The sequence below is a fragment of the Dyella mobilis genome (assembly GCF_016904945.1).
Classification (GTDB): domain Bacteria; phylum Pseudomonadota; class Gammaproteobacteria; order Xanthomonadales; family Rhodanobacteraceae; genus Dyella_B; species Dyella_B mobilis.
Genome location: NZ_JADIKF010000037.1, coordinates 154,519 through 180,204 on the forward strand (window position 1 = coordinate 154,519; position 25,686 = coordinate 180,204).

Genomic DNA, 25,686 nt, shown 5'->3' on the forward strand with positions numbered 1-25,686 from the left:
ACGCTTTGTGCAAACGCAGCCCATGCCAAGTCACCCACCATCGGCTATCGTTGGGACTTTGCTCCTTTCAGCAGGCCGTCGGCGCCCCCGCATGGATTCCGCACCGAACCCCAACTCTTCCCGCCACAAAGCCGCATTCGCCTTTATCTTCGTCACGGTGATGCTGGACATGCTGGCCTTCGGCATCATCATTCCCGTGCTGCCGCACCTGATCGTGGATCTGATCGGCGGCAGCATCGCCAAGGCGGCGGTGTGGACCAGCGCGTTCGGCACCGTGTACATGCTGATGCAGTTTGTGTTCTCGCCGGTGCAGGGCACGCTGTCGGACCGCTTCGGGCGTCGCTCGGTCATCCTGATTTCCAGCTTCGGCCTCGGCGTCGATTTCATCGTGATGGCCCTGACACCGGTGATGTGGTTGCTGTTTTTCGGCCGCGCCGTTTCCGGCATCTGCTCGGCCAGCTTCTCCACCGCCAACGCCTACATTGCCGACATCGTGCCAAAAGAGAAGCGTGCTGCGGCGTTCGGCGCGATGGGCGGCGCATTCGCCCTCGGCTTTGTCGTGGGACCGGCGCTGGGAGGCTTTCTCGGCCACATCAGCCTGCGCCTGCCGTTCTGGGTAGCGGCCGGGCTGTCGCTGGTGAATTTCTGCTACGGCTTCTTCGTGCTGCCCGAATCGCTGCCACTTGAACGGCGCACCAAGCGTTTTGAATGGCGGCATGCCAACCCCTTCGGCGCACTGCTGTTGCTGCGCCGCTATCCGCAGGTATTCGCCTTCGCGACGGTGCTGTTCCTGATCAACCTCGCACAGTTCTCGCTCAATTCCACCTACGTGCTCTACACCGACTATCGCTATGGCTGGGGCCCGCAGGCCGTGGGCTACACGTTGGGCCTGGTCGGCCTTTGCAGCGGCCTGGTGCAGGCAGTGCTGGTACGCCAACTGATGCCGAAGCTGGGCGAGCGCCGCCTGATCATGCTGGGTCTGCCGCTGTGTGTGGTCGGCTACCTGTTCTTCGGCCTGTCATCCGTGGGCTGGATGTTCCTGCTCGGCATCCCCTTCCTGTGCTTGGGCGGACTGGCCGGACCGCCCTCGCAGGCACTGATCACCCGACAGGTGGATCCACACGAACAAGGTCGCCTGCAAGGTGCGCTGAGCAGTCTGGCCAGCCTCGCCGGCATCTTCGGCCCGGCCGTGTTCGCCAATCTGTTCGCCTTGTTCATCAGCGACCACGCGCCGGCCCATCTCCCCGGCATTGCCTTCGTGCTTGCCGCGTTGCTGATCAGCGCCGCCACGATGCTCGCCAGTTACGCCATCCGGCACCTCCATCCGGTACAGCCTGGCGAGAATCCCGCCACCACGCATGGCGCCGAACTTTCCCCCGTGACGGACATCGTCCATCACGAGCCCCTTGCCAACGATCAACCGGAGTCATTCCCATGAGCATCTCCATGTACCAGGCTTCCGTGCCCGTGTTCCTACGCGCACTCAACAACCTGCACCACGTGCTGAAAGCGGGCGAAGCCCACGCCAAGTCCAGGAATGTCGAGGACTCGGTAATGCTGAACACGCGACTGATCCCCGACATGCTGCCGCTGGTCAAGCAGGTACAGATCGCCACCGACATGGCCAAGAACGCCGCCGCGCGCCTGGCCGGCGTGGACCCGCTGAAGTTCGAAGACAACGAAACCTCGTTCCACGAACTCTACAGCCGCATCGAACGCGCCATCGACTACATCAAGGGTTTCAAGCCCGAGCAGATCGACGGCAGCGAAACGCGCGCCATCACCCTGCAAATGCGCCGTGGCGAGATGCACTTCGAAGGGCAGTCCTACCTCCTGCACTTCGTCATCCCCAACGTCTTCTTCCACTGCACCACGGCGTACGACATCCTGCGCTCGACAGGCACGAACATCGGCAAAGAAGACTACCTCGGCAAGCCCTGAGCTGATTGACAAGCTTTACTGACGAACGGCGCGGCTCAGTCCGCGCCGTTTTTTTCACATCATCACGTCGATGGTCTTCCGGTCACCTGACGTGGCGCGCGCACGTGCCCACATCAGTTTCAGACGCATCCCATTGCGACACCTGTTTACCGCGTATTACTAATGTACTCCCGGTTACCGAAGTCATCTGCTGATTCGTAACCGCAGCAGGGAGCCGCCACATTTTTGCAAGAACCGGACCCATCGTCCGGCGGGCAGCCTTTGCCTGAATGTGCTTCGCATGAATGTGGCGTCGCCAAAAAAATCACGACCAGGGAGATACGAGATGAAAGTAGGGAATCACCGGCGGCACGGCTACAGGTTGCTGGCGTTGGCGTGCGCGACAACTTTCGGTTTCACGGACGCCTCAGCCCAGTCCACCACCGGCAGCATCTCTGGCCAGGCACAACCCGGGACAATCATTACGGCGACCAGTGATACGGGAGTAACCCGCAAAGCAACCGTAGGCGACTCCGGACGCTACACCATCAATACCCTTCCGGTAGGCAGCTACACGGTGACACTGCAGCGCGACGACACAACGGTCGATTCGCGTGACAAGGTGCAGGTCGTGGTGAACTCCAACACCGAAGTGTCGTTTGCGTCGGAGGTCAATGCAAAATCCCTCCAGGCAATCAGCGTCAACGCGTCGGCCATTCCACGCATCGATGTATCTACCGTCGACTCTCGCACAGTCATAACGGCCAAAGAACTCGAGCGACTTCCCATTGGACGCACGGCGGAAGCCATCGCCACGCTTGCCCCAGGTGTCGTCGCCGGCAGCAGCTATTTCGCAGGACCGACGGGCAACGCACTCGTATCCTTCGGCGGTTCATCTGTTTCCGAGAACGCGTATTACATCAATGGATTCAACAGCACAGACCCACTCAATGGACTCGGCGGCATCGGCCTGCCCTACGGCGCCATTGATCAGCAAGAGACCTTCACAGGCGGGTATAGCGCGAAGTATGGGCGCTCGACCGGCGGCGTGATCAACCAGATTGGCAAGCGGGGCACCAATGAGTGGCATTTTGGAGCACAGGTCCAGTGGACACCAGGCTCACTAGCATCCGACCCAAGAAACATGTATTACCCGAACCGTCCTCTGCCTGAAGGTTACGGCTATGCCGATGGCACCTTGCCAGGAACCCTCTTTCGATCTCGGCGAGACAACACCAGCACCATAGCGACCTATGATGCTTATCTTGGCGGCCCGTTAATCAAGGACAAGCTGTTCCTTTTTGCCGCGGTGGAAGCGCAAAAGCAAAATGGACAATCAACCTCAAGCATCGCCTCCTCCCAGCCTGCCATCACCAACTACACCTACCAGCTACCCAAGCGTTACGTGAAGCTCGATTGGAACATCAACGATAGCAATATCCTCGAATTCACCAACGCATCCAGCAAGAACTCCTACAACAGCAACCTCTATGCGTACGACTATGCCACCGCCCAACGAGGGGCATTGTTTGGCCACGACCTTTCCACAAAAACAGGATCAGACATATATAGCGGGAAGTTCACCAGCTATATCACGGACGACCTTACCTTCTCAGCGACATATGACGTCAACAGGGCAATCGACTACAGCGAAGTTTCCGGTGCAAATACCAGCCTTCCTTTTCTCAGCGGCGTAACCCTTCAGGACCCTGCCATTACGGGTGGCAGTCCGATCCGCAACGGCATCACCACCTCAAGCGTAAAGTCCCCCAATGCCCATTACAGCAGTCGCGGCCTGCGAATGGACCTTGAATACAAGCTCGGCAGCCACTTGCTTTCGGCAGGCATCGATAACATCAACAGCTCTGCCCATGATGAGGGACAGCAAGTCTTTGGCCCCGGATACGCGTGGGTCTACGGCAAAGTTGCGGATCCAAGCAAGCCTATAAATCCCGACTACGGCGTGGGCGCACCTGGCGGCAGCGGCTATTACGTCTACCGGTATATCTATACCACCACGACCAGCATGTCCGTGGAACAGAAGGCGCAATACATCGAGGACCACTGGCAAATCAACGATCATTGGCTGCTAAACATAGGCTTGCGGAACGATCAGTTCACCAACTACAACTTTGCGCACCAGTCCTTTGTCCACAACACCAATCAATGGGCACCACGGCTTGGTTTCAGTTGGGATGTTCTCGGCGGCTCCACCTTCAAGGTTTTTGGCAACCTCGGCCGTTACTACCTCGCCCTACCCAATAGCGTGGCGGAACGAGCCGCGTCCGGCTCCACCTATACGACGGAATATTTCACCTACTCAGGCATTGATCCGTCCAGCGGAGCGCCAACGGGCCTCAAGCCGCTCGGGCCAGGGCCGGTCTCCGCCAATAATGAATATGGGCAAGCACCGAATCCCAAGACGGTCGCAGCCAAAAACCTGCGCTCCCAGTACCAAGACGAGGCCATCCTAGGCTTCAATAAAACACTCGGCAACGATTGGCTCTATGGAGCCAAGATCACCGTGCGCAAGCTTCAAACCGCTATCGACGATGTATGCGACACGGACAGGTTGGTGCAGACGGCCATTGCGCAAGGCGTTGATCCCGATACGGTCGACATCCCGGAAGGTTGCCTGATCTTCAATCCTGGAAGAACGAATACCTTCCTGCTGCCCAACAGCAATGGCAATGGTTTCAGCGAAGTCACCATGACCAATAGCGATTGGGGCTTCACCAACAACGCCAAGCGCAAGTATTACGCGCTTGATCTGTTCCTCGAGCATCCGTTCGATGGCAAATGGCAAGGTCGGATCGACTACACCTTCTCGCGTAGCTATGGCAATACGGAAGGTCAGGTGCTTTCCACTATCGGACAGGACGATGTTTCCAAAACGCAAGACTGGGATTTCTGGCAGCTGATGGAGTACAGCAACGGCGTTCTGTCCAATGATCGCACCCATCAATTCAAGGCATACGGCTCGTACCAGATCACTCCGGAGTGGCTGATTTCAGGCTCCTTGCAAGTCACATCCGGAGCTCCGAAAGTTTGCCTTGGTTACTATGGTTCCGACGATTCAGACCCTGTCCTCTATCGTTCGAGCTATCACTATTGCGCAGGGAAACCCACTCCCCTCGGAAGCCTTGGTCGCCTTCCGTGGACCAAACAGCTCAATCTTGGAGCAACTTATCGACCGGCTTTTGCAGACAACAAGCTCGCACTCAATCTGGATATCTTCAATGTACTGAATGATCGCAAGCCAACCGTTCTGGACGCCACCTATGAGACAGCCCCTTACACGGTATCCAACACCTATGGCATGCCGCTGTATCTGCAAACTCCCCGTTATGTGCGGCTGTCCGCCTCGTACGACTGGTAGATCAATCCACAAGGTCAGGGCCGACACCATCGGCCCTGACCTTGATAGTCATTACGCTCAGCCACATTTAGGGAGTTTCTACCTTACCTAGGTACTCGGTCATGTCACAGACGCCTGCTCTAAAAATCGACTTCGTCTCCGACGTAGTCTGCCCTTGGTGTGCCATCGGCCTGAAATCGCTGGAACAGGCGTTGAAGAATCTGGATGGCGAGATCCACGCCGACGTGCATTTCCAACCGTTCGAACTCAACCCCGACATGGTTCCCGACGGCGAGGACGTGGCCGAGCACCTCGCCCACAAGTACGGCAGCACGCCCGAACAGATGACGAAGAACCAGGAAGGCATCCGCCAGCGCGGCGCAGCGCTGGGCTTTACCTTCAACATGGATAAGCGCAGCCGCATCTACAACACCTTCGACGCACATCGCCTGCTGCATTGGGCGGAGCAGGAAGGCAAGCAATACGCATTGAAGGAAGCGCTGCTGAAGGCTTATTTCGGCGGCGGCGAGAATGTCGGTTCGCACGATGTGCTCGCGCGCGTAGCCGGAGAAGTAGGACTGGATGCCTCGAAAGCTCGCGCCGTGCTGGACAGCGACCAATTCGCCAAGGAAGTGCGCGAGCAGGAGCGGTTCTATCAGTCGCAAGGTATTCGCGCGGTACCCTCGGTGATCATCAACGGGCAGTATCTGATCCAGGGCGGGCAACCGCCCGAGGCCTTCGAGCAGATCCTGCGGCAGGTGGCAGGTGAGGCCAAAGCCACTTCCTGAGCGCACAATCCACACGTTCGTCGCCCCGGCGCAGGCCGGGGCCTGGTGACTTTGGCGGTATCCAAGCCAGCGCAAACGGTCCAAGCCGGGACGACAACCCGCTAGGCACAGCTCGAGGCGGGCTTTCCAGGCCGGAAATGTGGCCAATGGACCACGCATGCAGCGGTTTCGGGCCGGCTCTGAGACAATAGCCCGCCGTTCCATCCGCCCCGCCCTGCATGCTGCGACTCACCGACATCAAGCTGCCGCTGGACCACGCCGAAGAGGCGCTGGCGGCGGCCATTCGCGCCAAGTTGCACATCGGTGCCCAGGCGATTCGCAGCTATGGCGTTTTTCGCCGTGGGTATGACGCGCGCAAGCGCGGGGCGATCCAGCTGATCTATACGCTGGATGTGGATGTGGCCGACGAGGCCCAGTTGCTGCAACGTTTCGCGGACGATCCGCACGTGCGCCCCACGCCCGATACCAGCTACCGCTTCGTAGTTTCACGCGACATCCCTGCCGCGGAGAGCGAAGATCAAAAATCGGCCATCCATGGCCGAACTGTTCAAAAAGAGCTGCATTCCCACCGGCCGGTCGTGATCGGCCTGGGGCCCTGCGGCCTGTTCGCCGGCCTGCTGCTGGCCCAGATGGGGTTTCGCCCGATAATTCTGGAGCGCGGCAAAGCCGTGCGCGAGCGCACCAAGGACACCTGGGATCTTTGGCGCAAGCACAACCTGCATCCGGAATCGAACGTGCAGTTCGGCGAAGGCGGTGCGGGCACGTTCTCCGATGGCAAGCTGTACAGCCAGATTTCCGATCCGAACCACTATGGCCGCAAAGTTCTCACGGAATTCGTGAAGGCAGGCGCGCCGGAAGAAATCATCTATGTAAGCAAGCCGCACATCGGTACCTTCCGCCTGGTGACGATGGTGGAGAACATGCGCAACACCATCGAATCGCTGGGCGGCGAGATTCGCTTTCAGCACCGCGTGGACGATCTGCTGGTGGAAACCGATGCGCAAGGCACCCGTCACGTGCGCGGCGTAGGCCTGGCGAACGGGGAAACCATTCGCACCGATCACGTCGTGCTCGCGCTGGGCCACAGCGCACGCGATACCGTGGAAATGCTGCACGAGCGCGGCGTGTACCTGGAAGCCAAGCCATTCTCGATCGGCTTTCGCGTCGAGCATCCGCAATCGATGATCGACCGTGCACGCTTCGGCCCGCAGGCCGGCCATCCGTTGCTGGGCGCCGCCGACTACAAGCTGGTGCATCACTGCCGCAACGGCCGTTCGGTCTACAGTTTTTGCATGTGCCCCGGCGGCACGGTGGTGGCCGCCGCCAGTGAGCCGGGCCGCGTGGTGACCAACGGCATGAGCCAGTATTCGCGCAACGAACGCAACGCGAATGCGGCGATCGTGGTGGGCATCGATCCGGCCGATTTTGTGCCTTACGACGGCAGTGGCAGTCCCCTCGCAGGTATTGCACTGCAACGTCATTGGGAAAGCCGCGCCTTCGAACTGGGCGGCGGCACGTATGACGCACCCGGCCAGTTGGTGGGTGACTTTATTGCCGGCCGCGCATCCACGGCATGGGGCGAGGTGCAGCCTTCCTATAAGCCCGGCGTGCGCCTCACCGATCTTTCGCACGCCTTGCCCGACTACGCCGTCGAGGCCATTCGCGAAGCGATGCCGGCGTTCGACCGCAAGATCAAGGGTTTCGGACGCGCCGACGCGATTTTTACGGCCGTCGAAACGCGCACCTCTTCGCCGGTGCGCATTCGGCGCAACGAAGACGATTGCCAAAGCCTCAATACGCGCGGACTGTTTCCCGCCGGCGAAGGCGCCGGCTATGCCGGCGGCATTCTTTCCGCAGGTGTCGACGGCATTCGCGTCGCCGAGGCGGTGGCGTTGAGCATCACCGGCGCAGCCCATGCTGACTGACGCACTCAAGGACCGCATCCGCGACACGTATGCGCGCATCAAGGATGGATTGCCCGGCTTTCGCGCACGCCCCGCGCAGCTGCGCATGATCGCCGAGGTCGCCAAGGCGTTGGCGCAAGCCGGCGGCGCTGCGGTGATCGAAGCTCCTACCGGCACCGGCAAATCCATGGCCTATCTGGTGGCCGGCGCGGAAGTGGCGAAAGCGCAAAAAAAGAAACTGCTGATCGCTACCGCCACCGTGGCCTTGCAGGAGCAGTTGGTCGAACGCGACATTCCGCTCTACCTCAGGCTCAACGGCAGCGAAGCGAAGGTGGCATTGGCCAAAGGCCGCGGCCGTTACCTGTGCCCGCGCAATTTGCGTATGGCCGGCAACAGCCTGGGCGACAGCGGGCAGATGGGATTGGGCTTCGATGCAGATCTTGCCATGTGGAGCAAGCCACCGGCCGAGCGCGACAAGCAGGTGATGCGCAAGCTCACCGATGCCTTCGACCGCAACGAGTGGAACGGCGACATGGATGCCGCGCCGGAAACGCCCGGCGACATGCTGCGCGCCATGATCACCACCAGCGCAGGCGGTTGTACCGGCCGGCGCTGCGGCTTCTTCATGACCTGTCCGTTCTTCGCGGCGCGCCGCGCCGTGGCCGATGCGGACATCATCGTCGCCAACCAGGACCTGGTGCTGTCCGATCTCACCTTGTCCAGCGGCGAAGAGAGCTGGGGCGGCGTGTTTCTGCCCAAGCCGGAAGAAACCGTGTATGTGTTCGACGAAGCGCATCACATGCCGAACAAGACCATCGACCGCGGTGCGTCGGAAGTTCCGCTGGGGTTTGTCGTGCGACAGATCAGCCGCCTCGGCCGCCAGGTTCACGCGGCGTATTCGCTGACCGACAAGGAAGTGATCGGCAAGCTCACGCTGGATGTCGGCGACGAAAAACTGCAGGAACTCAGCGACGCGCTCGAAGCGCTGGAGAAAGAAATACGCCAGTCGTGGTTGCCGGACCCGGGCGAAACCGAGCCGATGTATCGCGGCTCGCTGGGGCAGCTGCCGGAGAACTGGGTTCATCACGCCAGCATGCTGTATGTCGCCACTGCGGAGATCCAGCGATGGCTGACCGCGGTGCGCCGCACGGTCACCGAAATGAGCGAAGGCGGTCCCACGCAGGAAGCCTTGTCGCGCGAACTGGGCATGGCACTGGAACGCCTGGACCGTCAGGTGCGCACCTGGCGCGCGTGGTCCAGCGATGACCCGGAGCACGCACCGCCGCTGGCGCGCTGGGTAACCCTTTCGCAAGACCAGCAACTGGTTTGCCATGCTTCGGCGGTGTCGGCCGGCGCCCTGCTGCGCAATATTCTCTGGGATAACGCCAGCGCCGCCGTGATGACCTCGGCCACCTTGAGCGCGGGCGGCAATTTCCGCGGCTTTGCCGATGCCGTGGGCCTGCCCGACGACGCCATCACCATCAGCCTGCCCTCGCCATTCGATCTCAGCGCGCAGGCGCGCCTGGAAGTGCCGGCCATTTCCGCATTGCCCGATGCGCGCGAACAGCATGCGCAAGAGATCACCGATTGGCTGGCCGAACATCTGGATTGGGATGCCGGCAACCTGGTGCTGTTCACCTCGCGCGCAAAGCTTGAGCGCGTGTTGCAGCGCCTGCCCATCGACAAGGTGCGCAAGGTGCGCGCGCAAGGCTCGCTGGGCAAAACGCAGCTGATCGCCGAACACACCGCCGCCATCGAAGCCGGCAAGGGCAGCACCTTGTTTGGCCTGGCCTCGTTCGGCGAAGGCCTCGACCTTCCCGGCAAGCTGTGCGAAACCGTGGTGATTACCCAGCTGCCCTTTGCGGTGCCTACCGATCCGGTCGGCGCCACCTATGCCGAATGGCTGGAATCGCGCGGCCGCAATCCCTTCATTGAAGTGGCCGTGCCCGAAGCCACGCGCCTGCTCACCCAATACTGCGGCCGACTGATTCGCAGCGAAACCGATCGCGGCCGCATCGTACTGCTGGACCGCCGTGTCGTTACGCGGCAATACGGCAGTCAGATGCTAAAAGCCTTGCCACCCTTCCAACGCGTGATCGAGCGTACTGCATGAGCATCATCCGTCTGCGTGAGTGTCCCGCAACACCCTGGAAAAACGGCATGGGTCGCACGCGCGAGCTCGCCACCCATCCTGCCGGCGCGGGCATGGACGATTTCATCTGGCGCGTAAGCGTGGCTGAAGTCGACAGTGCGGCGCCGTTTTCCGCGTTTCCGGGCATCGATCGCACCATCGCCCTGCTCGACGGCGCCGGCCTGACCATGACACTGGACGACGGGCGCACGCACGCGCTCACCACACCGTTCGCACCGTTTGCGTTTCCCGGTGAAGCGCAAGTAGCGGTCACGTTGCACGGCGGCGCCACGCGCGATTTCAACTTGATGCTGCGGCGCTCGCACGCGCAGGGCGAGTTGGTGGTGTGGGACGAACCGGGGCGACAAGTGGTGGACGATGCCGTGGCGCTGATCTACTGCGCCAAGGGCCACGTGGATACCGCCGATGGGCGTTTGCAGGCGGGTGACGCCTGGCTGCCCACCGCATCCACCGGGCGCGTCACTTTGGATCCGGGAACATTGGCACTTGTCGCGCGGGTGGAATTGCGCGGGAATTAGTGCGCTTGGATAACGCCCTCTCCCGCCAGGGAGAGCTACAAAGCTCAATAGCTACGAGGGTTCCACCATGTCCGTGCTGGTCCTCGGCCTGATTCTCTTCCTGGGCCTGCACTCCATCCGCATCTTCGCCAACGATTGGCGCAACCGGCAGATCGCGCGCGTTGGTCTCAAGCCCTGGAAGGGCGTATTTGCCATCGGCGCGATCATCGGCCTGGTGCTGATCATCTGGGGCTTCGGCCTGGCGCGGCAGCATCCCGTGCTGATCTATGCGCCGCCGGAGTGGCTGCGCCATCTCAACGGCCTGTTCATGCTGGTCGCGTTGATCCTTTTCTTCGCGGCGCGCGTGCCCGGCAATCACTTCAAGGCCAAGCTCGGACACCCGCAGGTGCTGGCGGTGAAAACCTGGTCGTTCGGCCACCTGCTCGCCACCGGCATGCTGCACGACCTGGTGCTGTTCGTGCCGTTCCTGATCTGGTCGATCGTGCTGTTTGCCGTTTCGCGCCGCCGTGACCGCCTGGACGGCACGACTTATCCGGCTGGAACGCTCAAGGGCGATATCGTGGCCGTGGTGATGGGCGTGGCGGTCTGGGCGCTGTTCGCGTTCTGGCTGCACAGCCTGCTGATCGGCGTCAATCCGATGAATTGAACGGGGGTGCCGGCAGTCATCTACGCCGGCCATCCTGGGTGAGCTAGAGTCACGCCTACTGATCTGATGGCGTGGTGAGACCCATGGTCGGCTTTCTGCTTTGGTTGGTGTTACTGGTGTTCTGCTGGCCGCTCGCGTTGCTGGCGCTGGTGCTGTATCCCATCGTGTGGCTGTTGCTGCTGCCGTTCCGCCTGTTGGGCATGACGGTTACCGCCGTGTTCGCATTCCTGGGCGCCATGCTGATGCTGCCCGCCCGCGTGCTGCGCGGACGCCCCATCTAGGGCCGGTTGGCACCAGGCCTCTTTGCATTTGCAGCCCGTAGGCGCAGGATGGGGCGCTGTCTCGCCGCGGACCCGCATTTTGCAAGCCATCGATACGCTCACGCCCTGCCCTTGCGGCAACGATGCCGGCTACGCGCGCTGCTGTGGGCCGCTGCACGAAGGGGCTGTCGCTCCTACGGCCGAGACGCTGATGCGTTCGCGTTACAGCGCCTACGTGCTCAAGCGCGAGGATTATCTGCTCGCCACCTGGCATCCGAGCACGCGCCCGGCCAGTCTAAAGCTGGCTACGCAGCAACCTGCGCCGAGCTGGCTGGGCCTGGATGTGAAGCGGCACGAGGAAGATGGCGAGCACGCCATGGTCGAGTTCATTGCGCGCCTGCGCTACGGCGGCGGCAAGGCCCAGCGCATGCATGAAATCAGCCGTTTCGTGCGTGAGCAGGGGCGCTGGTATTACCTGGACGGGCAGTTTCCGGAAAGCTGAAACGGCGCGCCGCCTTTTCCAGCGTCGGGACCTTCAAGGGCAGTTCGCTTTCACCTTCGAAGCGACCGTTCGGCCCGAAGCGCCGCTCCACGATCAGCCCTTTGCCGTCATAGCCGATCGCCACGATGGTGCTCGCGCGCGTGCCGTACTCCGATCCGTGGATGAAGGCTGACGACAGCCAGCGCTCGCGCTCCAGGCCCACACCGGTATCGGGCAACACCTCGTCCGCGGCCTGCTCCGTATTGGCCAGCGCGCGGAACAACGGGGCGAAATCCACTTCGTGGCCGGCGTCCAGCCAGGCCTGCAGGCGCGTCATCAGCGCCTTGGTCTTGGGCCAGGGCGTGTTGAAGTCGGCATTGGAAAGACCGTGCACGCCAGGCGTGACCGGCTGTGCGCGTGCCGCGGGGCGGTTGCCGATATAGAAACCGTGTTCGGCATCGAAGGTGAGCAGGTTGAAGGGGCGATAGTCCATCGCACCCTCGAGCAGGGTCTGCGCGTGCCCGGCCGCATCGTGCGCACCGGCAAGGTAATCGGTGGCTAGCAGCCCGCGAGACGTGCCTCGCTGCGGATCCCGCGGGTCGCGCACGTTGGTCACGACGCAGCAGCGCCCGGTTTCGGTCACGCCGAGCCAGGTACCGCCGGCTTCCAGATCGCGGCCGCCGATGACCGGCAGTTCGTCCCAGCGCGACAAAGGGGCACTCGGCCGCGCGTGGAATTCATCGCGGTTGCCCGCCAGCAGGAGGCGCCAGCGTGGGTGGGTATGCCAGGCGAAGGCGATCAGGCACATAGGGAGGAGGATTTTAACTCAACCGCGCCCAGCGCGCTGCCGCACCGCCTCGGCCCAGCGATGGGCGACCCGCGGCGAGGTCATGCAGACGGTTTGGTCCGTGACCGTGGTCACCGCGCGCTCCAGCAGCTGGATATCGGCCTCGTGCTGGCGGGCGACGTGCGGGTCTTCGAAAAAGATCGCGCGCTGGCAGCGGCGTTCCAGCACCCGGTCGGCGATCTGCGCGTCCCCGCCCATCGGCCCGCTCTTGTAGCGCTCCACCCAATTTCTGTCCTGCGGCCAGCCGCGGCTCCAGGCCAGCTCATTCAATTGCTGCCCGGTGGTGCCAGTGCCTACGCGATGCGCAAAACGCGAAAGCACGTCGAAATGATCGGCGGCGTAGGCCATCATCTGCGGCTTCATGGCATCGTGTGCGATCAGCGCAATCGTCTGGCTTTCCAAGGCATAGAGGTCGTCGGCACCCGGGTCCGGCGCAAAGCCGGCGTGGATGCGCTCGCTCTCGATCCAGTCCCGTGCCGAGGCCACGGTGGAAATGAATGCCTTCTGGTGAATCACGCATTGGCGCTTCAACGCCACGGCCTCCGGAAACGTGGAGGAAGGGTCCACCGGATTGATCAGGTAGATGGCGCCATCCAGCGTTCGTCCGGGCTCGGGCATGCCCACCACTTCAGCCACCAGCTTCATCAGGCCGCCTTCGTGGCCATAGGGATAGCGGATGAGACCTGGATAATCGGCCAGCAGGCCGACGCGGAGGATCGCCGCGTAGGTGCGCCCCACCGCGTGCAGGCTGAGCTGCAATTCGCGAATGCCGCGCTCGGATGCTCTCAGCCAGCGAAACAGCGCCGCGTCGTCGTGATCGTGATGAATCGCGTTGGCGGCCAGCCCCATGCGCATGCGCTTCCCCTCGAATGATTTAGCCAAAGAACCAATAACACACCGCAATCGACGCCAGCACACCGGCCAGGTCGGCAAGCAGGGCGCAGCCCACCGTGTGGCGCACACGGCGAATGCCTACCGCGCCGAAATAGACGGCCACCACGTAGAAAGTGGTTTCGGTGCTGCCCTGCACCGTCGCGGCCAGCAGCGACGGAAAACTGTCCACGCCGGAATGATGCATGGTTTCGATCATCATCGCGCGCGCCGCACTGCCTGAAAACGGCTTCACCAATGCGGTGGGCAGCGCATCCACGAAACGCGTATCCAGGTGCGCGTGCTGCGCCAGCCAGCGAATGCCGTCCAGTGCGAAATCCAGTGCGCCGGAAGCGCGCAGCACGCCCACCATGCAAAGCATCGATACCAGATAAGGCAGCAGATCCTTGGATACGTCGAAGCCCTGCTTGGCGCCATCGATAAAACTCTCGAACAGCGGCACGCGCTTGTACGCACCCGCACAGAGAAACACGATGATGATGCCGAACAGCGCCAGATTGCCAAGCAAGGACGACAGCGAAGCCAGCACCGTGGCGGACAGCGAAGCGAGAAACGCCAACAACCCCGCCAGCACCAGTCCGCCGCCCAGCAGCCACGCCAACACCACCGGATCCCACAGGCGCAGCCGCTGCACATAGGCCACGGACAACAGCCCGACCAGATTGGAAGCAAAATGCGCCAGCAGAATCGGCAGGAACACCAGGGTCGGATCGTGCGCACCGGCTTGCGCGCGGTACATGAACACCATCACCGGCAGCAATGTCAGCGACGACGCATTCATCACCAGAAACAGAATCTGCGCGTTGCTGGCCGTGGTGTCGGAAGGATTGAGCGTCTGCAACTCGCGCATCGCGCGCAGGCCGATCGGCGTGGCGGCGTTATCCAAACCCAATGCATTGGCGGCGAAGTTGAGCGTGATCAAACCGATCGCCGGATGGCCGCGCGGCACCCCGGGCATCAGGCGCGCAAACAAGGGGCCGAGCAGCCGCGCCAGCCCGTCGACCAGCCCGGCTTTTTCGGCAATGCCCAGAAAGCCCAGCCACAAGGTGAGCGTGCCGAACAGCATCAGCATCAATTTGACGGACAGGTCCGCCATCTCGAACAGCGACCCTACGATGGCGGCAAAAACCGCTTCGTCGCCGCCGATCAACCAGCGCGCGAGCGCGGCCAGCGCAGCCGCGATAAAGAAGCCGAACCACAGGCGGCTCAGCATGCGCGAAGGATGAGGTCGGAGCGGACGGGCATGCCTGCATTGTCGACGACAAAGCGGCGGCTAGCCAGCGCCATCCCCGCATAAAAAAACGGCGCACCGGATAACCGGTACGCCGTCTGGAATGCTCGATTCGAAACCCTGGATGGAGCCGCCGCAGCCGAATCCGGTTGCGGCGTATCCGTCGTCAGGCTTAGAACTTCACCTTCACGCCCACGTTGAAGAAGCGACCGATCACGCCGGCCATGTCGTAGGTGGGGTTGTAGTTCACGGCTGCGTAGTTGGCCGGATCGATCGGAGCCTTGCGGCCGAACACGTTCATGATCGAAGCGGTCACTGCGACGTGCTTGTTGATGTCGTAGTTGCCGGTCAGGTCGAAGTCGAGGAACGAACTGATGTAGCAGCTCGACGGCAGCGCCGCACCGGTCACCGTGTTGGTGTACAGGCAGCCCGGGCCGACGTCCGCGGCGGACATCTTTTCGCCGCTGGTGTAGTAGAACGTGCCGGTGATGGTGGTCGGACCGTAGGTGAAGCTGTTCGCCCACGAACCGCGTACACGCGGCGTACCTGCACCCGACGAGGTTTCGTACGGACCATTGGTGCCGACGAACTGCTCCACGGTACCGTTCGGCAGCGTCTGCTTCCAGGTGAAGATGTCGGTGGTGTTGAGGTCGCTGTTCCAGTGGACGCCGTAGCCGATGTCCTGGTCGTACTTGATTTCCAGGTCCACGCCCTTGGTCAGCAGCGAGTTGGCGTTCATGTACGGCGCTTCGACGATCAGCGGACGCGCCTGTGCATTCGGGTACTGCGGGTCCGGAATGTCGGCGATGACCTGGGTACCCGCCGGCAGCGGCTGGCCGGCGAAGTATGCCGCCAGGGCAGACGCCGGGTCCGCCTGCACGATCACGTCGGTCTTCTTGATCTGGTAGTAATCCAGCGACAAGCTCAGATTGTGCAGCGGCTGGAACACCGTGCCGAAGGTGAAGCTGGTCGACTTCTCCGGCTTGATGTTCGGATTGGCCAGCGACAGCACGCCCAACGTGTACGGCTGCACGTAGCCGTTGTTGCCATGTGCGTTAGCGAACGACTGCGGCGGGTTGAAACCGATGAAGCCTTCCGCTTCGGACGAACCGTCTTCGGCAAAGCTCGGCGCACGGAAGCCCTTCGAGAAGGTGCCGCGGACCGCGATCATTTCATTCGGCTGCCACTTGAAACCCACCTTCGGCGCAAAGTTGTTGCCGAAGTCGGAGTAGTGGTCGAAACGGCCCGAAGCGTCGATTTCCAGCGACTGCAGCACCGGAGCGTCGAATTCGACATACGCACCGGAAACGTTGCGGCTGCCGATGGTCTGGGCCAGGCCCAGGCCCTGGTACAGGCCGCCCGGGTTGAGCTGCGGCGCATTCTGCGCTTCGTGACGGATGTCCACGCCGGTGGCCAGGCCGAGCGAACCGCCGGGCAGGTCCCACAGCTCGCGGTCAGCGCGGAAGTCGATCGAATCGAGATCCGTGGTGGCCTGGCTGGCCAGGCGCGGGGCCAGTGCCGACAACACCGAGGCCGAGTTGGTCGACGGGTTGACGAAGTTGTAGGCGCCCGTGCTGACGTCGCTCATCAACTGGTCGTAGTTGACGAAGCCGAAATTGTGGATGTCCAACCAGGTGTGGTTGAGCACCACCGAGGTGTCCAGATGCCAATCGCCAGCCGTGGTGGCCACGTCGCCGGTGAGGCGCACGTTGTGGTTGGTATCGTCGAACTGGCCCTGGCTCGGCAAGTCGCCGAAAGCGTAGTTGATCAGCGCGTACTGACCGGCAGAGGCGTACGGATCGTTCGGGTTGAGCTGACCGTTGGCGAGCGTCGGCGGCAACGCGATGCCGTTGGTGTTGTGCTGGAAGCCCGACTGGATCTGGGCCGGACCGGCGGCGTTCGTCGAGAGGGTTTCCGTCTGGAAGTAGCTCGCGTCGAGGTAAGCAGTCGTGTTCTCGTCCAGCTTCACGGTGAAGCGGCCGGAAATGCCGCCGCGCTTCACTTCCGGCTCAATCTCGCCGTACTGGGTGATGAAGTTCTGCGTGCAATACTGGCCGCCGTTGTTGACCAGCGTGGAGCGCGGGCCGCAACCATTCGGGTTCAGCACCTGGTACTGGCCACCCGTAACCGGCGTGACCACACCGTTGATCATCTGGCCCGGGAACACCGAACCGTAGACCGAACCGGAGTTGATGCCCGGCTGACCCGGCAACTGGTTGTTGCCACCGATGCGGCTCAGGTCGTTGGTGTTGTACGGGAAGCCGCGATCACGATTGTAGATCGGGCTGTCCTGCTGGTATTCGATGTTGAGGTAGGCGTTGTGGCCGTCTTTTTCCAGATCGCCGGAACCGGCGAGCAGGGTGACGCGACGGGTGAAGCCGCCGCCGTGCTGCGAGGTGCCGGCCTGTGCCGAAGCCTCGACGCCCTGGAAGCTCTTCTTCAGGATGATGTTGACCACGCCGGCAATCGCGTCGGCGCCGTACAGCGACGAGGCGCCGTCCTTCAGCACTTCGATGCGCTCGACCGCGTTCATCGGGATCGAGTTGAGGTCGACGAACGAACGCTCGCCGTCATCCGGCAGCGCGTAGTTGGCCACGCGATGGCCATCGACCAGCACGAGGGTGGAGTTCACGGTCAAACCGCGCAGCGCCACGCCCGACGAACCCGCGGCAAAGCCGCTGGTGAAGGAGGTCGGGATCGAACCGCTGTTGTCGGCGGAGATGGAGCGAACCACGTCGGAAACAGTCGTGAAACCGCTGCGCGCAATCTGCTGCGCGGTGATCACGGTCACCGGCGACGGGGTTTCGGTGTCAATGCGGGGCAGAGCCGAACCGGTCACGGTAATGGTCTGCAACTGCTTGGTATTGGTCTGGTCGGCGGCCGGCTGTTGCGTCTGATCTTGGGCCGGTGCGCTCTGGGCAAATGCAGTGCCGGCAATCGGAGCCAGCAGCAAGCCCGCCAACGAAAGCGCAAGCTTATTACGAGTCATTTTACAACCCTCCAAGGAACAACTTGATTTGTGATTAGCCCAACGCAGGGATGGAACTAGAAAGGGGAACGTTGGGTGTGTGGGGACACGTCCGAAGTCTTCCACACTGTGGAGGAGTCACACAAGCCTTTAACAAAACGTAATATATTACGCATGCGGATGCAGAGATTTTTCTTGATTTTTACCGCTACAGCTAATTGATATAAAAAAGCTTTCACAAAAAAAGCCAGTAACGCATTGTTACTGGCGTATGACGAACACGTAATTATTTACGACACCCCGTGAAGCGGCTTTAACGCACCATGGCGGTCTCTTTGCGCTCCGAACTGGCCAACGAAGCGGCGATGCTGACGCCCGCTTCGCGGCCGTCGTACACCGCGCGCACCACCAGATCCGCACCGCGCACGTTGTCGCCGCCGGCAAAAATGCGCGGGTGGCTGGTCTGCTGCGCAAGCCGCCCTCGCCCGCCCGTCACCACCTTGCCGGACGCCGACAACTCCACGCCGTGCGCGGCCAGCCAGCTCGGCGGGCTGGGCAGGAAACCGAAGGATTGAATCACCACGTCGGCGACGATTTCCGATTCGCTGCCTTCGACGTTCTGCGGGCGCGGACGTCCGTCGCCGCTGTCGACCAGGCGCGTTTCGACCACGCGTACGCCGCGTACCTTGCCGCTGCCATCATCCACGATCGCCACCGGCTGGCGCTGGAACAAAAAGGTGACGCCTTCTTCGCGGCTGTACTGCACCTCGCGCGCCGAGCCCGGCATGCTCGCCTCGTCGCGGCGATACACGCAGGTGACGGATGCCGCACCGAGGCGAATGGCGGTGCGATTGCAATCCATGCCGGTATCGCCACCGCCCAGCACCACCACGTGCTTGTCGCGGAAGTCGAACATCGAAGCCGGTTCGTCGCGCAACAAGCGTTCGGTATTGGCGATCAGGAAGGGCAATGCATCGTGCACGCCTTGCAGCTCGCGTCCCGGCAATTGCGCATCGACAAAGGTATAGGCGCCCGTGCCGATAAATACGGCGTCGTAGTTTTCCAGCAATGCGCCGAATTCCACGCCACGCCCCACTTCTTGTCCCAGCAGGAAACGCACGCCCATGCCTTCGAGTACCTCGCGGCGCGTACGCACCACGCCCTTGTCGAGCTTGAACGGCGGAATGCCAAAGGTGAGCAGGCCGCCGATCTCCTGCTGCCGATCGTAGACATCCACGGCAATGCCCGCGCGACGCAGGCGGTCTGCACACGCCAGGCCGGCAGGGCCCGCGCCGATCACCGCCACGCGATGTCCGGTCTCGCGCACCTTGGAAAGATCAGGGCGCCAGCCTTGCCGCAACGCCTCGTCCGTAACCCAGCGCTCGATGCTGCCGATGGTGACGGCACCGAACTCGGTCTGCTCCAGCGTACAGGCACCTTCGCACAGGCGATCCTGCGGGCACACGCGGCCGCAGATTTCCGGCAGCGGATTCGTTTCGTGCATCAGCGTGGCCGCTTCCAGGATGCGTCCTTGCTGCACCAGCTTCAGCCAGTTGGGAATGTAGTTGTGCACGGGGCAGGCGTGCTCGCAATACGGATTGCCGCAGTCAATGCAGCGCTCCGCCTGCGTGGATGCCTGCGGCGAAGCGAATTCGCCGCCGATCTCGCCGTAACCCAGCACGCGCACCGCCACCGGCACGGTGCGCGGCGGTTGGCGCGGCACATCGAGGAATTGGAACAGCTTCGCGCTCATGCCGCCCTCCGCAGTTCTTCGGCCAGCACGGCAAGGCTTGCCGCCTTGGGTTTCACCAGCCAGAACTTGTATTGCAGGCCGCGGAAATCGCGCAGGATCTGCCGGCCCCAATCGCTGCCAGTCAATTCCACGTGGCGCGTGACCAGTCTGCGCAGATGCTGCATGTAGTTTTCCATCCCCTCGGGTGATATGCGCAGGATGTCGACCAGCTCGTGGTTGTAGCAGTCGACGAAATCGCGCTCCAGGTCGAGCACGTAGGCAAAGCCGCCGGTCATGCCCGCACCAAAATTGAGACCGACCTTGCCCAGCACCGCGACCACGCCGCCGGTCATGTATTCGCAGCAGTGATCGCCGGCGCCTTCCACCACCGCGAGCGCACCGGAATTGCGCACCGCGAAGCGTTCGCCTGCGCGGCCGGCGGCATACAGCTCGCCGTCGGTGGCGCCGTACAGGCAGGTATTGCCGATGATCGCGGCGTCCTGGCTGGCATACGGCGCATCGGCCGGAGGACGTACCACGATGCGGCCACCCGCCATGCCCTTGCCGACGCCGTCGTTGGCCTCGCCGACCAGGTCGATGTGCACGCCGCCAGCGTTCCATGCCCCCAGGCTCTGTCCCGCGGCGCCGTCCAGTTTCAATTCGATCGGCTGGGCATCCATGCCGTGATCGCCGTGGCGGCGCGCCACTTCGCCAGATAGGCGCGCACCGATCGCACGATCGGTGTTGGCGATGCGATAGCTGAAACTGCCGCCGCTGCCATTCGCGACCGCCGCCGCTGCGTCAGCCGAAATGCGCGAAGCCAGTTCGGCCTCATCGCGCATCGGATTGCGCGGCAAGGTGCAAGCGAAGTCGCTGCTGGCGCTCAAGCCCGCACCATCGATCAGCGGCGTGAGATCCAGCTTGTGTTGCACCGGCGTACCGCCTTCCAGTTGCTCCAGCAGATCGGTACGCCCGACGATCTCGCCCAGGCTGCGCACGCCGAGCTGAGCCAGATGTGCACGTACGTCCTGCGCAATGAAAGTGAAGTAGTTCATCACCATTTCGGGCAGGCCGATGAAATGGTCCTTGCGCAAGACCGGATGCTGGGTGGCCACGCCGGTCGCGCAATTGTTCAAATGGCAGATGCGCAGGTATTTGCAACCCAGCGCCACCATCGGGCCGGTGCCGAAGCCGAAGCTCTCCGCACCGAGCAGCGCCGCCTTGATCACGTCCAGGCCGGTCTTCAGGCCGCCGTCGGTCTGCAGGCGCACTCTTCCGCGCAGGTCGTTGCGGCGCAGGGTCTGCTGCGTTTCGGCCAGGCCCAGTTCCCACGGCGTGCCCGCGTATTTGATGGACGTAAGTGGACTGGCGCCGGTGCCGCCGTCGTGGCCGCTGACGGTGATCAAGTCGGCGCCGGCTTTCACCACGCCCGCCGCCACCGTGCCGACACCGGCATGCGATACCAGCTTCACCGACACCAAGGCATCGGGATTAACCTCCTTGAGGTCGTGGATCAGCTCGGCCAGGTCTTCGATCGAATAAATATCGTGATGCGGCGGCGGCGAAATCAGGCCAATGCCCGGCTTCGCATAACGCAGGCGCGCGATGGTGCTGTCCACCTTGTGACCGGGCAGCTGGCCGCCCTCGCCCGGCTTGGCGCCCTGGGCAACCTTGATCTGCAACACCTCGGCATTCACCAGATACGCCGGCGTCACGCCGAAGCGGCCGGAAGCCACCTGCTTGATCTTCGACGCGCGCTCGGTGCCGTAGCGCGCGGGATCTTCGCCGCCTTCGCCGGAGTTGCTGCGCGCGCCCAGGCGGTTCATCGCGATCGCCAGCGCTTCGTGCGCTTCGGGCGACAGCGCGCCCAGCGACATGCCCGCCGAATCGAAGCGCTTCAAGATGGCCTCGACCGGTTCCACGTCTTCCAACGCGATAGACGCAATGGCCGGCTTCAGCCCGAGCAGATCGCGCAATGCCGACGGCGGACGGTGATCGACGAAGTCGGCATATGCGCGGTAGTCGGCGGGATTGCCGCTGCGCACGGCCTTTTGCAGGGTGGCGATCACGTCGGGGTTGTACATGTGGTATTCGCCGCCGTGCACATATTTGTACAGGCCGCCCGCACGCAACGGCAACGCTTCGTTCCAGGCTTCGGCTGCCAGCAGGCGCTGCTCGTGTTCCAGTTCGGCGAAGCCGGCGCCGCCAATGCGCGAGGGCGTGCCGGGGAAACACAGTTCCACCACGTCGGGCGCGAGGCCTACGATCTCAAACAGCTGCGCACCGCGATAGCCGGCGACGGTGGAAATGCCCATCTTGGACAGGATCTTCAGCAGCCCCTTGCGGATGCCGCGGCGATAGCTGCGCCCGATTTCCTGCCGATCGCCTTCGATGTGCCCTTCGCGGCCCAGCTCGAACAGGCTTTGATAGGCCAGCCACGGATAGATCGCCGTCGCGCCGAAACCGATCAGGCAGGCAAACTGGTGCGCATCGCGCGGCGTGGCCGTTTCCACGACGATGTTGCACTGGCAGCGCAGGCCCTGCTCGATCAGATAGGCATGCACGGCGCCGGTCGCCAGCAGCGAATGGATAGGCAAGCGGTCGCTGCGCGGATAGCGGTCGCTGAGGAAAACAATGGAGCATCCCTCGCGCACCGTCTGCGCGACACGGGTGCACAGGCGGCGCAGCGCCGCTTCCAGGCCTTCTTCGGCGGCGTACATCAGGTCGAAGCGTGGCGCACCCTGGTATTGCGGCATCGCCAGCAACTGCCGCAGCTTGCGTTGCGAAAGAATCGGCGAGTTGATCAGGATCTGCTTGGCGTTCTCCGGCTTGAGCTCGAACACGTTGCCTTCCGGTCCGATCTGTGTGACCAGCGACATCACCAGCTTTTCGCGCAAGGGATCGATCGGCGGATTGGTGACCTGGGCAAAACCCTGGCGGAAGCGGTCGAACAAGGGCCGCACCTGCCGCGACATGGCGGCAATCGGCGTGTCGTCGCCCATCGAACCGGTCGCTTCCGCTTCCAGTTCGGCAATCACCTTCAATACCGTTTCGCGCTCTTCGCGCGAAAGCCCGTACAGCTTCTGGTAACAGCGCAGTTCGTCGGCGGGCAAAGGCTCGGCCGCCAGCGACGGGTCGATCAGGTCCGATTCGAGATAGCTGACGCCTGCGCGCAGCCAATCGCGATACGGTGCGCGCTTGCGGTTGATGTCGTCGATATCGGCATCGCGCAGCAGGCGATGCGCCTGGAAGTCGACGGCGATCATTTCGCCGGGCGCGAGGCGTCCCTTGGCGATCACGCGCGCACTGGGCACGTCCCACAAGCCGGCTTCGGAGGCAACGATCACGTGATTGTCGTCCGACAAGGCCCAGCGTGCCGGACGCAAGCCGTTGCGGTCCAACGTGCAGGCGGCATAGCGTCCGTCGCACATCACCAGGCCGGCAGGGCCGTCCCAGGGCTCGCTGTGCAGGGCGTAATACTCGTAGAAGGCGGCAAGGTCTTCGTCGATGCCTTCGCGCGCGGCGAAGGCCGGCGGCACCAGCACGCGCATGGCGGCGATCAAGTCCAGGCCGCCGGCCAGCAGCAGTTCCAGCGCGTTGTCGAGGCTTTCGGAATCCGATCCGGTCTGGCGCACGAACGGGCCGATGTCGCCCAGTTCGACCAGTGGGGAGCGCCAGATTTCCGCGCGCGTCTGCATCCAGCGGCGGTTGGCGCGAATGGTGTTGATCTCGCCGTTGTGCGCCAGCAGGCGGAACGGCTGCGCCAGTCGCCATTGCGGAGTGGTGTTGGTGGAAAAGCGCTGATGGAACACCAGGGCGTCGGCCACCAGCGCGGGGTGGTTGAGGTCGTCGAACACCTCGCGCAGGCGACCGGGAGCCGCCATCGCCTTGTAGCCGATCACCTGTGCCGACAGCGACACTACGTAGAACTGCGGATCGCCGCTGAGTTCGGTTTCGGCGCGTCGGCGCGCGCGGAACAGGGCGCGTTCGAAAGCGGCATCGTCCAAGTGCGCGCCGGCATTGACGAAAATCTGCCGCACGACCGGCATCGCAGCCGCCGCCAGCGGACCGCAGGCTTCGCCGTTTACCGCTACGTCGCGCCAGCCGGCCACGCGCATGCCTTCTTCGGCGACGTGCTGCTCCAGCACCTTGCGTGCGTCGCTGTCCGGCGCATCGAGAAAAACCAGGCCGGCGGCAAAGCGCTCGCCGAGCGCGATGCCCGCTTCCACCGCCATGGCCCGCAGCCACGCCTGCGGGTGATGAATCAGCACGCCGCAGCCGTCGCCGCTGACACCGTCGGCATTCACCCCGCCACGGTGGGAAAGTTTGGCCAGTGCCGCGAACGCCGTGTCGACCACCCATTTACTGGCTCGGCCGTCGATCTGGGCGACCAGACCGAAACCGCAGCTATCGTGCTCAAAACTGGCGTCGTACAAACGCGGCGCAACCGGCATGACTCGATTCCTCTTTGCTTTACTCCGGCTCACGAGGGCGCAAAACACCTGCCGTCCCCAGAACGGCATGCAGATGCGACAAGGCTTACGCCCCGACTTTACGCACAAGTTGTGCGTCGCGTCAAAGCCTTCTAGACGTCTAAATGAAATATCAATGCCGGCTGTTAGCGCGCGCGCTAACAGACCACTCCGCCGCCGACCTCCGCAAGACCGCGCCACGCCGCCATCTGCGCCATCTCGCCGGATCAGTCCAGCTCGGACATAATCCCCCGCATGCCGACACATTCCCGCGCCCTTCGCCCACTCTCATCCGCCTTGATCGCCGTCGCGATCGCCGCCGTTTCCAGCGCTTTCGTACCAGCTCGAGCCGCCCAGGACGCCAAGACCGAAGCACAGCAGGCCCAGACCAAACAGCAACTGGCCGACCTGCGTACCAAGATGGACGCGCTGACCAAGGAACAGGCCGACACCGCCGCACGCCGCGACAGCGCCAACGCCACCCTCGCCAAGCAGTCCGATGCAGTGGCCACGGCAGCCCGGGCACTGCGCGATACCGACGCGCAGATCGCTGCCAAGCAGCAACAGCTCGATCAGTTGCAGATGCAACGAACAGCACTCAACCAGAAACTGGACAGCCAGCGCGCGGCGATCGCAGAACTGCTACGCGCCACCTACGCCATCGGCCAGGGCTCGGACCTGCGCCTGCTGCTCGGCGACGAGGACATCGCACGCATTGCCCGCTCGCTTGCCTACTCCAAATACTTCCAGCAGGACCGCGTACAGAAAGTGCAGGACCTGATGGCGCAGCTAACCAAGCTGCAAGACCTGGAAACGCAGATCACCGCCGAACAGCAGGCCTTGCAGGCCACCCGCACGCAACGCGCCCAGCAGGCCGGTACGCTGGAGCAGCAGCGCAAGGCCCAGCAGCAACTGGCCGGGCAGATCGATGCGCAATACAAGAACCAGGGGCAGAAGCTGGCGGCGATGAAGCAGAACGAGCAGTCGCTCGACGACTTGCTGGTGAAGCTGCAGAAAGCCATCGACGAAGCCGCCCGCGAAGCCGAGCGCAAGGCGCGCGCCAATCCGACCGTACCCAGCGGCGGCAAGGCGCTGGCCAATATTCGCGGAAACCTGCCGTGGCCCGCGGCCGGCCCGGTGCACAACTTCGGCAACGGCGTGCTGATCGCGGCCCCGCGCGGCAGCGAAGTGCATGCGGTGGCCGCCGGCCGGGTGGTCTATGCCCATTTCATGCGCGGTTACGGGCAACTGATCATCCTCAGCCACGGCAACGGCTGGCTCAGCATGTACGGCAACAACGAAACGCTGTTGCACGCGGTGGGCGAAGATGTCGCGGCCGGCCAGGCGCTCGGCACCGCCATGCTTTCCACCGGCGACAGCACCGGCGTGTACTTCGAGCTGCGCCACAACGGCCAGCCGGTCGATCCGCGCACCTGGCTGAGCCAGAAACACTGACACCCGGGCGCTCCGGGCGGCGACAACGCCCATGCAACGAGGATCGGCGTATTCTGTGCCGGC

17 protein-coding genes are annotated in these 25,686 nt (G+C 62.9%); 11 read left to right on the plus strand and 6 right to left on the minus strand.

Annotation, left to right across the window (positions count from 1 at the left end; all coding sequences use genetic code 11):
* Nucleotides 1-91 precede the first annotated feature (91 nt).
* The 10 genes from ISS99_RS06625 (at nt 92) to ISS99_RS06670 (ending at nt 12,048) form a co-directional block, all read left to right on the plus strand.
* Nucleotides 92-1,438, plus strand: a complete 1,347-nt coding sequence (locus tag ISS99_RS06625; RefSeq protein ID WP_204630815.1) for a TCR/Tet family MFS transporter — start codon at nt 92-94, stop codon at nt 1,436-1,438.
* A complete protein-coding gene (locus ISS99_RS06630) occupies nt 1,435-1,941 on the plus strand; it encodes a DUF1993 domain-containing protein (protein WP_204630816.1) in 507 nt (168 codons plus the stop codon). The genes ISS99_RS06625 and ISS99_RS06630 overlap by 4 nt, the downstream gene beginning before the upstream one ends.
* 325 nt (nt 1,942-2,266) lie before the next feature.
* Nucleotides 2,267-5,299, plus strand: a complete 3,033-nt coding sequence (locus ISS99_RS06635) for a TonB-dependent receptor (RefSeq protein WP_204630817.1) — start codon at nt 2,267-2,269, stop codon at nt 5,297-5,299.
* A gap of 101 nt (nt 5,300-5,400) precedes the next feature.
* Nucleotides 5,401-6,066: a DsbA family oxidoreductase gene (locus ISS99_RS06640; protein ID WP_204630818.1), complete on the plus strand. Its 666-nt coding sequence runs from the start codon at nt 5,401-5,403 to the stop codon at nt 6,064-6,066.
* A 218-nt stretch (nt 6,067-6,284) separates the two neighbouring features.
* The gene (locus ISS99_RS06645) at nt 6,285-7,991 is read left to right on the plus strand and encodes an NAD(P)/FAD-dependent oxidoreductase (RefSeq protein ID WP_204630819.1); all 1,707 of its coding nucleotides are present in this window, start codon (nt 6,285-6,287) and stop codon (nt 7,989-7,991) included.
* Nucleotides 7,981-10,083: an ATP-dependent DNA helicase DinG gene (gene dinG, locus ISS99_RS06650; protein ID WP_204630820.1), complete on the plus strand. Its 2,103-nt coding sequence runs from the start codon at nt 7,981-7,983 to the stop codon at nt 10,081-10,083. The genes ISS99_RS06645 and dinG overlap by 11 nt, the downstream gene beginning before the upstream one ends.
* Nucleotides 10,080-10,640 carry a HutD/Ves family protein gene (locus ISS99_RS06655; RefSeq protein ID WP_204630821.1) on the plus strand — a complete coding sequence of 187 codons (561 nt, stop codon included), beginning with the start codon at nt 10,080-10,082 and terminating at the stop codon, nt 10,638-10,640. The genes dinG and ISS99_RS06655 overlap by 4 nt, the downstream gene beginning before the upstream one ends.
* Nucleotides 10,641-10,707: 67 nt before the next feature.
* Nucleotides 10,708-11,286: an NnrU family protein gene (locus tag ISS99_RS06660; protein WP_204630822.1), complete on the plus strand. Its 579-nt coding sequence runs from the start codon at nt 10,708-10,710 to the stop codon at nt 11,284-11,286.
* An 83-nt stretch (nt 11,287-11,369) separates the two neighbouring features.
* The gene (locus ISS99_RS06665) at nt 11,370-11,567 is read left to right on the plus strand and encodes a hypothetical protein (protein WP_204630823.1); all 198 of its coding nucleotides are present in this window, start codon (nt 11,370-11,372) and stop codon (nt 11,565-11,567) included.
* A 79-nt stretch (nt 11,568-11,646) separates the two neighbouring features.
* Entirely contained in the window at nt 11,647-12,048 is a 402-nt protein-coding gene (locus tag ISS99_RS06670) for a YchJ family protein (RefSeq protein WP_204630824.1), read from the plus strand.
* Here the strand turns inward: ISS99_RS06670 and ISS99_RS06675 are convergent.
* The 6 genes from ISS99_RS06675 to gltB form a co-directional block, all read right to left on the minus strand.
* Complete coding sequence (locus ISS99_RS06675) at nt 11,984-12,835, minus strand: NRDE family protein (RefSeq protein WP_204630825.1); 852 nt, start codon at nt 12,833-12,835, stop codon at nt 11,984-11,986. The two genes, ISS99_RS06670 and ISS99_RS06675, sit on opposite strands and share 65 nt — an antisense overlap.
* A gap of 18 nt (nt 12,836-12,853) precedes the next feature.
* The gene (locus ISS99_RS06680; protein ID WP_204630826.1) at nt 12,854-13,729 is read right to left on the minus strand and encodes a methylglyoxal synthase; all 876 of its coding nucleotides are present in this window, start codon (nt 13,727-13,729) and stop codon (nt 12,854-12,856) included.
* A 19-nt stretch (nt 13,730-13,748) separates the two neighbouring features.
* Entirely contained in the window at nt 13,749-14,978 is a 1,230-nt protein-coding gene (locus ISS99_RS06685) for a nucleoside recognition domain-containing protein (protein ID WP_204630827.1), read from the minus strand.
* A 190-nt stretch (nt 14,979-15,168) separates the two neighbouring features.
* On the minus strand, nt 15,169-17,985 hold the full coding sequence (locus ISS99_RS06690) for a TonB-dependent receptor plug domain-containing protein (protein WP_204630828.1): 2,817 nt from the start codon (nt 17,983-17,985) through the stop codon (nt 15,169-15,171).
* A 292-nt stretch (nt 17,986-18,277) separates the two neighbouring features.
* Entirely contained in the window at nt 18,278-19,717 is a 1,440-nt protein-coding gene (locus ISS99_RS06695) for an FAD-dependent oxidoreductase (protein WP_204630829.1), read from the minus strand.
* Nucleotides 19,714-24,150 carry a glutamate synthase large subunit gene (gene gltB / locus ISS99_RS06700; RefSeq protein WP_204630830.1) on the minus strand — a complete coding sequence of 1,479 codons (4,437 nt, stop codon included), beginning with the start codon at nt 24,148-24,150 and terminating at the stop codon, nt 19,714-19,716. Before gltB ends, ISS99_RS06695 begins: the two co-directional genes overlap by 4 nt.
* Nucleotides 24,151-24,423: 273 nt before the next feature.
* On the opposite strand from gltB, the gene ISS99_RS06705 reads away from it, so the two are divergent.
* Nucleotides 24,424-25,623 (plus strand): murein hydrolase activator EnvC family protein, encoded by a 1,200-nt coding sequence (locus tag ISS99_RS06705; protein WP_204630831.1) that lies wholly within the window; start codon nt 24,424-24,426, stop codon nt 25,621-25,623.
* Nucleotides 25,624-25,686: the final 63 nt, after the last annotated feature.